Origin of the sequence: Streptomyces sp. NPDC102274, assembly GCF_044766385.1 — a bacterium.
GTDB lineage: Bacteria > Actinomycetota > Actinomycetes > Streptomycetales > Streptomycetaceae > Streptomyces.
This window is the reverse complement of the sequence record NZ_JBIWLW010000010.1, coordinates 274,500-288,186: the sequence shown is the minus strand read 5'-3', so window position 1 is coordinate 288,186 and position 13,687 is coordinate 274,500. Positions and strand designations below refer to the sequence as shown.

At 71.1% G+C, this 13,687-nt stretch carries 1 protein-coding gene; it reads right to left on the bottom strand.

The features are described 5' to 3' along the window. Positions 1 to 13,666 (bottom strand): SDR family NAD(P)-dependent oxidoreductase (locus ACIRQP_RS17065; RefSeq protein ID WP_403890018.1); only part of this gene is annotated, 13,666 nt, incomplete at its 3' end. Between the last annotated feature and the right edge of the window lie 21 nt (positions 13,667 to 13,687).

Here is a 13,687-nt window from a genome sequence, read left to right as displayed (position 1 = left end):
ACTGCGTCCCCTGACCCGGGAACACCCACACCAGCTTCCCCGGCACACCCACTCGACCGGAAACCACACCGGCCACGCTCTCACCACGCGCCAACGCACCGAGCCGCGCCACAGCTTCCTCGCCGGACCCCGCCACCACCACCGCACGATCGTCCAACACCGCACGACCCGACACCAACGCCCCAGCCACCGACCCCAGCGAAACCCCCTCGGCAGCACCCTCGACGAACGCAGCCAACCGACCGGCCTGCCCCGCCAACGAACCAGCACTCCGCGCCGACACCACCAACGGCACCACACCCGGCACCGGCATCTCCTCAGCCGCGCCCCACCCCTCCGGTGCTTCCTCGATGATCAGGTGCGCATTCGTCCCACTGGCTCCGAACGACGAGACCCCGGCCCGGCGGGGCCGACCGTCGCGCGGCCAATCCCGGGCCTCGGTCAACAGCTCGACAGCACCGGCCGACCAGTCCACCTGAGTCGTGGGCTCGTCCACATGCAACGTGGGCGGCATGACACCGTGCTGCATAGCCATGACCATCTTGATCACACCGGCAACGCCCGCAGCCGCCTGCGTGTGACCGATGTTCGACTTCAACGACCCCAGCCACAAAGGCGCTTCGAGATTCCGATGCTGCCCGTACGTGGCCAGCAACGCCTGCGCCTCGATCGGATCCCCCAGGGCTGTACCGGTCCCATGAGCCTCGACCACGTCCACATCGAACGGTGAGAGCCCGGCGTTCGCCAGCGCGCTGCGGATCACCCGCTGCTGCGACGGACCGTTCGGCGCCGTCAGCCCGTTCGACGCACCGTCCTGGTTCACCGCACTACCCCGCAACACCGCCAAGACCCGATGCCCACGCTCACGCGCCACCGACAACCGCTCCAACACCACCACGCCCACGCCCTCGGACCAACCAGTACCGTCAGCAGTCGAGGAGAACGCCTTGCACCGCCCGTCAGCGGACAGGCCCCGTTGCCGCGAGAACTCCAGGAAGGCGTCCGGACTCGCCATCACCGTCGCGCCGCCGGCCAGCGCCATCGAGCACTCGCCCTGCCGCAGCGCCTGCGCGGCAAGATGCATCGCCACCAGCGACGACGAGCACGCCGTGTCCACAGTGACCGCGGGACCCTCGAAACCGAACACATAGGACACACGCCCCGACGCCACACTCGACGCCGTACCGGTCATGAGATAGCCCTGGACGTCTTCGGGCACCTGGTGGAGTCGCGTCACATAGTCGTGGTGGACGATCCCGGTGAAGACACCGATGTCCCTGCCTTTGGCCGACAGCGGGTCGAGACCCGCCCGTTCCAACGCCTCCCAGGACGTCTCCAGCAGCAACCGCTGCTGCGGATCCATCGCCAACGCCTCACGCGGCGAAATCCCGAAGAGCCCGGCGTCGAAGCGCGCTGCCTCGTGGAGGAACCCCCCCGAGCGGGTGTAGCTCGTACCCGGGTGGGCCGGGTCGGGGTGGTACAGCCCCTCAAGGTCCCAGCCGCGGTCGAGCGGGAACCCGGACACCGCGTCCCGCTGCTCCACCACCAGATTCCACAGCTCCTCGGGACTGTCCGCTCCGCCGGGCAACCGAGTGCTCATTCCGACGATCGCGATCGGCTCGTCGGAGACGGATGCCGTTGCGGTCGACACGGGTACCGCTGCGGGCTCGCCGACCACTTCGGCCCGTAGGTAGGCCGAGAGCAGGGCGGGTGTCGGATAGTCGTAGACCAGCGTGCTGGGCAGGTCCACGCCGGTGAAGTCGTGCAGGCGGTTGCGGAGCTTGACCGCGCTGAGGGAGTCGAACCCAAGGCTGTTGAAGGACTGCTGCTCGTCGGACCCGTCCCCTTCGCGATGGCCGAGCACGACCGCGGTGCTCTCCTGGACCAGGTCCATCACCACACGGAGCTGCTCGGCGGCCGCGAGCCCGGCCAGCCGGTCGGCGATCGCGTCACCTGCCCCTTCACCACGCGGCACCACGCGCCGGGTGAGGGACAACGGCTGCACACCGGCGCTGGACTCCGCGGGTTCGCCGACAGCGGCGCCCAGGGCCAAGGGGCCGATGGCCGCGACGGGGTCACCTGCCGGGTCCGCGAGCTCCAGCAGGTGCCGGCCGTCCGGCGTCGCGGTGATCCTCAGCCGCAGCGAGGTGGCGCCTTCCGCGTACACCGCGACGCCGGAGCAGGCGGACAGGTCACGGTGGTCGTCGCCCGCGAGGACGCGCAGTGCGGTGTCGACGAGCACCGGAGGGAGGGTGAACGCCGCCGTACGGTCTGCCAGTTCAGCCGGAAGCGCGATCTCCGCGAAGGTCTGTCCGTCCTGCTGCCATGCCCGGTGCGCCCCCGGGAGGAGCACGCTGTCCGCGGGCGGCGACCAGTTCCGGAGGTCGAAGGCCGGCCGTGGCATTCCGGGAACCAGCACAGCGCGTGCGTGGCACGTCCAGGGCCCCCGCTCCGCGTCGAAGAGCCTGCTGTGGACAGTGGCCCGGCGGCGCCCGTCCGGGCCGGGGCCGTCCACGGACACCCGGACCTGGGTATGACCGTGCTCCGGCACCGTCAGAGGTGCTGCGACGACGACATCGTCGAGGCTTCCGCAGCCCACCTCGTCGCCTGCCCTGACGAGCATCTCCAGGAGCGCGCCGGCCGGCACCCGGGTGGTGCCGACGGGGAGCAGGCCCGGGATCCGCGGCGACAGCCGTCCGGTGAGCACGACGCTGGTGCCGCCGTCGCCCGGCACGTCGACGACGGTGCCGAGCAGTGGGTGCTGGGCGCTGACGGCGCCGAGCACTTCGGCGCCGCCCGTCACGGTGTCGTCGGACTCGACCCAGTACCGCTCGTGCTGGAACGCATAGGTGGGCAGGTCGATCCCGCCCGGCGTGGCCGTCCGGTCGAGAACGGCCGCCCAGTCCACGGCCGCGCCGCGCACGTGCAGTTCCGCGAGCGCGGTCAGGACGTCGGCGACCTCCGCACCGTCCTTGCGCAGGGTGGCGATGCAGCTCTGTTCCTGTGCGCCGAGCGAGCCGAGCGCCGACGCGGCGAGGACCCCGCCCGGGCCCAGCTCGAGGAACGTCGTCGCTCCCCGGTCACTCAGCGAGGTGACGGCGTCGCTGAACCGCACGGCGTTCCGCGCCTGGTCGACCCAGTAGTCGGGGGTACCGAGCTGCCCGTCCGTGGCGAGGTCGCCGGTCAGCGTGGAGACGATGGGGAGGGCACCGGGCCCGTACGGCAGCCTCTCCACGACGGATCGGAACTCGTCGAGCATGGGTGCCATGAGCGGAGAGTGGAAGGCGTGGCTGACCGGCAGCCGCCGCGTCCTGCTGCCGCGGCTCGCCAGCTCACCGGCGATGGCGAGCACGGCGTCCTCGACGCCGGAGAGCACCACCGAGTCAGGGCCGTTCACCGCCGCGACGCAGACCGCTCCTCCCGCGCGGGCCAGCAGCGGCTCGACGTCGGCCTCGGTCGCCCGGACGGCGACCATCGCGCCGCCTGCGGGCAGCGCCTGCATCAACCGGCCACGGGCGGCGATCAGTTCGCCCGCCTCGTCCAGTCCCAGCATTCCGGAGACGTGGGCGGCGGTGATCTCGCCGATCGAGTGGCCGACGAGGAGATCCGGTCGCACGCCCCAGGACTCGAAGAGCCGGAACAGCGCGGTCTCCACGGCGAACAGGGCGCCCTGCGTGTACACGGTCCGGTCGAGGAGTTCACTGCCGGGCGCCCCCGGGGCGGCGAACACCACGTCGCGCAGCCGCCGCGCCGTGTGCCCGCGCAGGTGCTCCTCCACCGCACCGCACGCGGCCGTGAAGGCGTCCCGAAAGACCGAGAAGGTCTCGGCGAGTTCGCGGCCCATGCCGGCCCACTGACTGCCCTGGCCGGTGAAGAGGACGGCCAGTTTGCCCGTGACCGGGGTGCCGGTGACGACCGCTGTGCTCGCTGCGCCACGCCCGAAGGCGCCGAGCTCCGCACTGAGTTGCCGCCGGTCGGACGCCAGGAAGACGGCGCGGTGTGCGAGTTGGGCACGCGTGGTGGCCAGTGCGTGGGCGGCATCGGTGAGGCTCACGTCAGGGCGGTCGTCGAAGAAACGGCTGAGCCGGTCGGCTTGGCCGCGCAGTCCGGCAGACGTCCGCGCCGTCACGGGCACCGGCACCGGCACCGGCACCGGGACGCCTGTAGGTTCGGGCTCCGGCGCGGGGGTCACCGGCCGGTCGGGGGCCTCTTCGAGGACGACGTGGGCGTTGGTGCCGCCGATGCCGAACGAGGACACTCCGGCTCGGCGCGGACGGCCGTTCCGCGGCCAGTCGTGGGCCTCGGTCAGCAGCCGCACCGCGCCCGCCGACCAGTCGACGTTGGAGGACGGCCGGTCCACGTGCAGCGTCCTGGGAAGGACGCCGTGCCGCATGGCCATGACCATCTTGATCACGCCTGCGACGCCCGCTGCCGCTTGCGTGTGCCCAATGTTCGACTTCACCGATCCGAGCCACAGGGGCCGGTCGGCCGACCGGTCCTGGCCGTAGGTCGCCAGGAGCGCCTCGGCCTCGATCGGGTCGCCGAGCGTCGTACCCGTGCCGTGCGCCTCCACTGCGTCGATGTCCGAGGTGCGCAGACCGGCATGGGCCAGTGCCTTGCGGATCACCCGCTGCTGCGAAGGGCCGTTCGGCGCGGTCAGGCCGTTCGACGCGCCGTCCTGGTTCACCGCCGATCCGCGGACCACGGCCACTACGTGGTGGCCGCGGCGGCGGGCGTCGGACAGCCGCTCCACCAGCAGCAGTCCCGCGCCCTCGGACCAGCCGGTGCCGTCCGCGCCGTCCGCGAACGCCTTGCAGCGGCCGTCGGGAGCCAGTCCGCGCTGCCGGGAGAACTCGACGAAGGTCTCCACGGTGCCCATCACCATCACGCCGCCGGCCAGCGCCATGGAGCACTCACCCCGGTTCAGCGCCTGCGCCGCCATGTGCAGCGCCACCAGCGAGGAGGAGCAGGCCGTGTCGACCGTGATGGCGGGTCCCTCGAAGCCGAAGTTGTAGGCGATACGACCGGAGGTGACGCTGCCCGAACCGCCGGTGAGGCGGAATCCCTCAACGCCGGACGCGTGGTGCATCCGCACGCTGTAGTCGTGGCTGTTGACACCCACGAAGACGCCGATGTCCTGTCCGGCCAGCGTGGTCGGGTCGATCGAGGCCCGTTCGAACGCCTCCCATGACGTCTCCAGCAGCAGTCGCTGCTGCGGATCCATCGCCAGCGCCTCGTTCGGCGAGATACCGAAGAAGGCGGCGTCGAACCCGGCGGCGTCATCGAGGAAGGCGCCATGGCGTACGTAGGTGGTGCCGGCGTGGTCGGGATCCGCGTCGAAGAGCCGGTCGGTGTCCCAGCCGCGGTCGTCGGGGAACTCGGTGACCGCGTCGACCCCGTCGGCCACCACCCGCCAGAGGTCCTCCGGACTGTGCACGCCCGCGGGGAAGCGGCATGCCATCGCCACGATCGCGATCGGCTCGTCGGTCGTCGCGGTGAGGGCGGCGGGCTCGGCAGGACGGTGCGACGTGCCGCCGAAGAGCCTGCCGCGCAGATGCTCGGCGAGTGCCGCGGGCTTCGGATAGTCGAAGATCATCGCCGGGGAGAGGGTGAGCCCGGTCACGGCGGCCAATCGGTTGCGCAGTTCGACCGCGGTCAGCGAGTCGAAACCGGCGTCCTTGAAGGTCCGGCCGGCGTCGACGGCATCCGGACCGGTGTGCCCGAGCACCTCGGCGGCAGCCCGCCGGACCAGATCGACCATGGCCTCGGTCTGCTCGGTGTCGCCCAGACCGGCGATGCGCTCCGTCAGCGACGCGGGCCCGGGCGCGGCAGCGGCCCGGGCCACCGGTCGCGGTGCCGGGGCCAGGCCGCGCAGCAGCGGCGGGAGCGAACCTTCGGCTGCCGCCGCGCGCAACGCGGACAGATCGAACTTCGCCGCCACCAGCGCGCCGGCCGTACCCATGGCGGCGTCCAGGAGGGCCATTCCCTCGCCGTCGGACAGACCGATCATGCCGATGCGCTTGTTGCGCAGCAGGTCCGCGGCGCCCAGGTGCTCGGTCATGGCGCTGACCGCCGCCCAGTAACCCCAGGCAAGGGACACAGCAGGCAGACCGCGGCGTTGCCGCTGTTGTGCCAACGCGTCCAGACAGGCGTTGGCCGCGGCGTAGTTGGCCTGCCCCGGGTTGCCCAGTACGCCCGCCGCGGAGGAGAACACCACGAAGGCGGCAAGATCCAGGTCACGGGTGAGCTCGTGGAGGTGGAGCGCCGTGTCCACCTTCGGCCGCAGCACGGTGTCGACACGGTCCGGGGTCAGCTCGGTGATCACTCCGTCGTCCAGGACTCCGGCGGTGTGCACCACGGCGGTGAGCGGGTGCTCGGCCGGCACCGCCCGCAGGAGAGCCTCGAGTTGGGCCCGGTCCGCCGTGTCGCAGGCGGCGATGGTGACGGACGCGCCCATGGCTGTCAGCTCGTCGTGGAGTTCCGGGGCACCGCCGCGGCGGCTGGCCAGGACCAGGTGCCGGATGCCGTACGTGCTGATCAGGTGCCGTGCCGTGATCGCACCGAGTGTTCCGGTGCCGCCGGTGATCAGTACGGTGCCCTCGGTGTCGAGCGGGCGCGGGTGCTGCCCGGCTTCGGGAAGTGCCCCGCCCCGCGTGGCGGGCACGCGTGTCAGCCGGGGCACCTCCGCGACGCCGCTTCGCACCCTCACCTGCGGTTCACCGCTCAGCACCACGGCCGGCAGAGCGGACCGAGAGTCGTCATCGAGGTCCGCCAGCAGGATCCGGCCCGGATGCTCCGATTGCGCCGAGCGCACCAGGCCCCACACCGCGGCCGCGTCGAGTTCGCCGCAGTCGCCGGTGATCACTGCCAACCGGCTTTCCGCCAGGGCTGGTTCCGCCAGCCATGCCTGGAGTACGGCCAGCGCCGCGCCGACCGATGCGCGGGGGTCGGCAGCCGCGCGCAGGGCCTCGTACAGCAGGACGTCCGGAGCCGACCCGGCCGAAGCGGCGACATCCTCGCCGGTCGCGACGGGCACGATGTCGAGGGCGCGGTCCACTGCCGGAAGCGGGAGTGCTGTCCAGTCGACGCGGAACAGGGCGTCGTGCGGCAGAGCGCCGGTGATCTCGGCCTGTTGGGGGGAGAACGGTGTTCCGCGGACCGACTCGACGGTCATGACGGGCCGCCCGGTGGAGTCGGTCAGCCGCAGACCGGTTCCCTGTGCCGACGTCGCGCCCGGTCGCACACGCAGTGCGGCGGCGCCGGATGCCAGCAGGGAGACCCCGGTCCACACGGACGGGAGCGTGCCGTCGGGGACGACCGTACGGGCGGCGGCTTCCAGCAGAGCCGGGTGCAGGCCGTAACGGTCCGCGTCGCGCCGAGCCGCCTCGTCCAGGGTGACCTCGGTGGCGGGCCCGGTGTTCGGGGATATCGCCATGGTCGCGGCGGGAGCGAGGGTGCCGTGTGCGTGCCGTGTCCACTGCGCGTCGAGCGGGGCGTCCGCGGCGCGGGAATGGATCTCCACGGACCGCCGTCGGGTCTCGTCGGGCCCGCCGACGATGACATGGATGCTGCGGCCGCCTCGCGGCGCCAGCACTACGGGTGTATCGACGGTCAGTTCTTCGAGGGCAGGAGTGGCGGCCAGGTCACCGAGCCGGATGGACAAGTCGACCAGGGCGGCGTTCGGTACTACGACGAGGTCGGACACCAGGTGGTCCACGAGCCAGGGGTGCGACCGGAGCGACCATCTCGACGTAGCCATCAGGCCGTCCGAGTTCGGCACGCTGACGACCGCGCCGAGCAACGGATGATCGGCCGCCGCCTGTCCCAACGACGCGGCATCCGTCGCCGTCCGTGCCGTCCGGAGCCAGTAATGCTGGTGATCGAAGGCATAGGTCGGCAGGTCCACGCACTCGGACGCCGCCCCGCCGGGCAGGATCCGGGACCAGTCCAGCGCGACACCACGCACGAACAGCTCGGCCATCGAGGCCATCAGGCGCCGCGTACCACCGTCGTCACGCCGCAGTGACCCGGTGACCACCACATCGGCGTGGCTCTCATGGACGGTCTCGCTGATCGGCTGGACCAGCACCGGGTGAGCGCTGACTTCGACGAACACCGTGTGTCCCTGCTTGAGCAGGTCCACCACCGCCGGGCCGAAACGAACCTGTTGACGCAGGTTGCGATACCAATACCCGCCGTCCAGCATCCCGGCGTCCTGGAGCCGGCCGCCGGTCACGGTCGAGTAGAACGGCACCATCGGCGCTTGTGCGCTGATCCCGGCCAGCGCCTCAGCGAGCGTGTCGCGGATCCGCTCCACATGCCGAGTGTGGGAGGCGTAGTCCACCGCCACTCGCCGTACTCGGCTGCCATGACCGGAGAAGGCTTCCAACGCTTCGTCCAGTGCCTGGGCTCCGCCGGCGATCACCACGGAGGAGGGCCCGTTGACCGCGGCCACTTCCACCTGGTCCGCCCACGGCGCCAAACCCGCGACCACCTCGCTCTCGCTCAGAGCGACCGACGCCATCCCACCTCGACCGGACAACTCCGTCGCGATGGCCTGGCTGCGCAGCGCGACCACCCGCGCCGCGTCCTCCAACGACAAGGCACCCGACACACAGGCCGCGGCGATCTCGCCCTGGGAATGGCCCAGCACGGCATCCGGCCGAACGCCCACCGACTCCCACACCGCGGCCAAACCGACCATCATGGCGAAACTGGCCGGCTGCAGCACGTCGACCCGATCCATCAGCTCGGGCTCGGCCTCGCCTCGCAGCACATCGATCAACGACCAGTCCACCCACGGCTCCAACGCGGCAGCGCACTGGCGGGTCCGCTCGGCGAACACGGAAGAGGAGTCCAGCAACTCCCGGCCCATACCGACCCACTGCGTCCCCTGCCCCGGGAACACCCACACCACTTTGCCCGGTACGCCCGATCCGGTCACCACACCGGCCGCGGTCTCACCGCGCGCCAACGCCTGGAGTCCGGTCAGCGCCCCGTCCCTCGAACCCGCCACCACCACCGCGCGCTGGTCCAGCACCGCACGGTCGGACACCAGGGCCCCAGCCACCGCGGTCAGCGACACCCCGTCGGCACGGTCGATGAACGCCGCCAGGCGCCCGGCCTGGCCCGAGAGCGAACCAGCACCGCGCGCCGACACCACCAACGGCACCGCACCCGAGGGCTGCCGCATCCCCTCGACAGCCGACACCGGCGCCTCGGGCGCCTCCTCCAGGATCAGATGGGCATTCGTCCCACTGACGCCGAACGAGGACACGCCGGCCCGACGCACATGGCCGTCGCGCGGCCAATCACGGGCCTCGGTCAACAACTCGACCGCGCCGGCGGACCAATCGACCTCAGGGGTGGGTGTCTCCACATGCAAGGTGGGCGGCATGACCCCGTGCCGCAACGCGAGCACCATCTTGATCACGCCTGCCACGCCCGCGGCCGCCTGCGCGTGACCGATGTTCGACTTCAGGGAACCGAGCCACAAGGGACGTTCCGGATCCCGGCCCTGCCCATAGGTGGCCAGCAGCGCCTGCGCCTCGATCGGATCACCCAGGGTCGTCCCGGTTCCGTGAGCCTCGACCACGTCCACATCGGACGGTGCCAGTCCGGCGGCGGCCAGTGCCCTGCGGATCACCCGCCGCTGCGACAGCCCGTTCGGCGCCGTCAACCCGTTGGAAGCGCCATCCTGGTTCACCGCGCTTCCACGCAGCACAGCCAGGACCCGATGCCCGTGCTCCCGCGCCACCGACAGGCGCTCCAGCACCACCACGCCCACGCCCTCGGACCAACCCGTGCCGTCGGCCGTCGAGGAGAACACCTTGCATCGCCCGTCAGGAGCCAGCGCCCGCTGACGGGAGAACTCCACGAAGGAGCCGGGCGTCCCCATCACCGTCGCACCACCGGCGAGCGCCATCGAGCACTCGCCCTGCCGCAGCGCCTGCGCGGCCAGGTGCATCGCCACCAGGGAGGACGAACACGCCGTGTCCACGGTGACCGCCGGGCCCTCGAAACCCAGGACATAGGACACGCGACCCGACGCCACACTGGACGCCAACCCCGTGCTCGCGTAACCCTCCAACTCCGCCCCGGCCACACCGACCCCGTAGCCTTGGCCGAACAGCCCGGAGAACACGCCGACATCGGCGCCCTTGAGCGAGATCGGGTCAATGCCTGCGCCTTCCAGCGCCTCCCACGAGGTTTCCAGCAGCAACCGCTGCTGCGGATCCATGGCCAACGCCTCACGCGGCGAAATCCCGAAGAACCCGGGGTCGAAAAGCCCTGCCTCGTGAAGGAAACCGCCCTGACGAGCGTACGACGTGCCGGCACGATCCGGATCCGGGTCGAACAGACTCTCCAGATCCCAGCCTCGGTCGTCGGGGAAATCGGAGACGGCGTCGACCCCGTCGGCCACCAGCCTCCACAGGTCTTCAGGCGAAGACACACCACCCGGCAGCCGGCACGCCATGCCCACGATCGCGATCGGCTCATCGGGATCGGCCGCCATGACCGGTTCGGTGACCGGTTGGGAGATGTCGAGGATCTCGGCCCGTAGGCAGGCCGCCAGCGCTGCCGGGGTGGGGTGGTCGAAGACGGCGGTGGTGGGCAACCGCAGCCCGGTGCCCTCCGTCAGCCGGTCGCGCAGTTCGACGATGGCCATCGAGGTCAAGCCCAGGTCACGAAAAGCACGGTCGGCCGGGACCAGTTCGAGGTCCGGCTGGTGCAGCACAACGGCAGCCCGGGTCCGGACCAGGTCTTCGAGCAGTGCCAGTTGCGCACGCTCGTCCACATCGGCCAGTCGGTCACGCAGGGCCGCCGTGACGGCCGCGTCGGGCCGGGTCTGCCGGGGCGGCGTCGTGACCAAGGCACGAAGGATCGCGGGGACGTGGCCCCCGTGGACCGATGTGCCTGACGTCAGTGCCAGCAGCGACGGCCGGTTCGTCGTAACGGCGATGTCGAGCGCTGAGAGCAGTTGGTTGTGCAGTCGACCGGTGTCGTCGTGCGCCGGGCCGGGGTCGCCGGGCAAGCCGCCCCATGCGACGAAGGAACCGGGCAGGTTCCGTAGCCGGCGGTTGCGTACCACCGCATCGGACAGGATCCCGTTGACGACCGTGCCCGGGTTGTCGGGCGAACCCAGCAACCCGGCGGCATCGGACACCACGACGAAGGTCGAGATCGCGTGGTCGTCCGTCATCTCGTCCAGGCACACGGCGAGTTCGGGATCGTCGGCCGCATGGACCACCGCGGTTACCGGTTGCCGCAGGTCAGCCAGCGCGGCCCGGAGCGGCTGCGGATTCCGTCCGTCCGCGTCCACCCGCATGATGCTCGTCCCGGCGACAGGCGCATCGCCGCCGGATGTGCTCGCGCTGCCGGGAGAACCGACGAGGAGCAGACGGTCCGCCTTGTGGACTGCGGCCAGCCGGCGCGCCACCGCGGCGCCGTGCTCCGTGTCTGCTCCTGTGACCACCACCACGTCGGCGGCTCCCGGCCAGGATCGTGCCCGTGGCCGGTCGACAACAGGCAGGCGGATCAGCCTGGGAGCGAGCAGAGCGCCCGACCGCACCGCGATCTGCGGCTCCTGGGAGGCGATCGCGGCCAGCAGGGTGTCGAGGGGCGGGTCTGTGTCTGCGTCGAGATCAACGACGGTGAGCGACGCCGGACGGAGCTCCTGGAAGGACCGGGCGACGGCCCAGATCGGTGCCTCGGTCAGATTCTGGGCGCCGTCGCCCCCGGTGGCCGCGACCGCGCCGCGGGTGAGGACCACCAACCGGGAAGCCGCCAGTTCCGGTCGGGCCAGCCAGGCCTGGACGTGCTCCGCCAGGAGCCTGGCGTTGCCGCGGCCGTCGGTGATCGGATCCCGCGCGGCCTCGGGCCCGGCGGGCCGGAGGAGGACCGTCACGTCGGGAACCGCTCTGCCGTCGGCCACCGCGGTGCCTACCGCCGCCAGGTCCCCGTAGTGCCGTACCTCGGTGCCGGTTGCTTTCAGGGCGGTGACGATTCCGGCCGTCCCAGGACCTGCCACCGCCCAACCCCGGTCCGAAGGACCGGGGTCGGGCGGTGCTGCCACGGGAATCCAGTCGACGCTCATCAACGCGTCGTGGTGTCCGCTCGCCGCGTACCGCAGCCAGCTCGGCTGATCAGCCAGCAGGCGCCGCTTGATCTTGCCTGACGCGGTGCGGGGGATGTCGGCGACCTCGTGGACCTGTTCGGGCACCTTGTAAGCGGAAAGGTGTTCGCGACACCGAGTGATCAGAGCCGTGGCGTCAAACCCGGTGGGTCCGGGGATCACGTACGCGAAGGGCACCTCGCCGAGCGTGTCGTGTGCCGCGCCGGCTACCGCCGCGTCGGCGACGCCCGGGACGGTGCGCAGTACCGCCTCGACTTCCGCGGGGTGGATGTTCTCGCCACCTCGGATGACGAGTTCCTTGATCCGGCCGCAGATGCTGAGGTAACCGGCGTCGTCACGCCGAGCCAGGTCTCCGGTCCGGTACCAGCCGTCCCGCATCGCCGCGGCGGTCGACCGCGGGCTGTTGTGGTAGCCGACCATGACGTTCGGCCCGCTGACCCACACTTCTCCTTCCTGGCCGACGGATACGTCGAGTCCGGTGTCGGGGTCGACGACGCGCACCCCGACGCCCGGCACGGGCAGGCCGCAGGACCCGTCGACCCGAGCGCCGTCCGGCCGGTTCATGGTGATGGCCCCGCTTGTCTCGGTGCTGCCGTAGGCATCGACCAAAGGGACCCCGAAGGTCTCCTCGAAGTCTCGGCGCAGCCCGGATCCGGTGACCGCTCCGCCAACCAGACCGATCCGCAGGCCGGGTGCCGAGAAGCCGTCCTGCTGTGCGGCCACCACCAGATGGTGGTAGGTGGTGGGAACACCCGCCAGGAACGTCGAATTGTCCTCGCCCAGCAGCCTGATCACGTCCTCGGCGGAACTCCCGTCCATGATCCGAGCGGTGGCCCCGACCACGGTGACGGAAAGGACGCATGCGATATGCGAGAGGCTGTGGAACAGCGGGAGCGGCCAGAGCACCCGGTCCTGGTCGGTCAAGTCCGGAATCGGCACGTAGCAGGAGGCGACGGACCAGAGGCAGTTGCGCTGCGTCGACTGGACGCCCTTGGGGCGTCCTGTCGTCCCTGACGTGTAGAAGATCCAGGCCACGTCATCAAGGCCGAGGTCGTCCCTGGCGGGCACGGCCGGCTCGCTGACGGCGAGTTCGTCGTACGAGTGGGCTCGCTTCCGCTCCCGGACGTCGCCTGTCAGCAGCAGCGTGATGTCAGGCGACACGGCCGGCAAGCGCCGGAACCTCTCCGCCTGCGCGGAATCGGTGATGACTACCGAAGCGCCGCTGTCGGCCAGCAGATACTCCAGCTCGGCAGGCGCCGAAGCGGGGTTGACCGGCACGCCGATGCCGCCCGCGCGAACGACCGCCAGGTAACTCTCGACCGTGGACACGGTATTGCCGAGACAGATGGCCACCCGGTCCCCGTGCTGAACGCCAAGGCTCGCCAGATGTCCGGCCAGCCTGCGCGTCCGCGCCTCCAGGTCAGCGTAGGTGACCGCCCGCCGGTCATCCTCAAAAGCCACCTTGTCGGGAAAGCGGATCGCGTTCTCCAGAAGTGCGTCGGGAAGTGGCTTGATGAGGTCGGTGCGCACTGGGCCGCAAATCCTTTCACC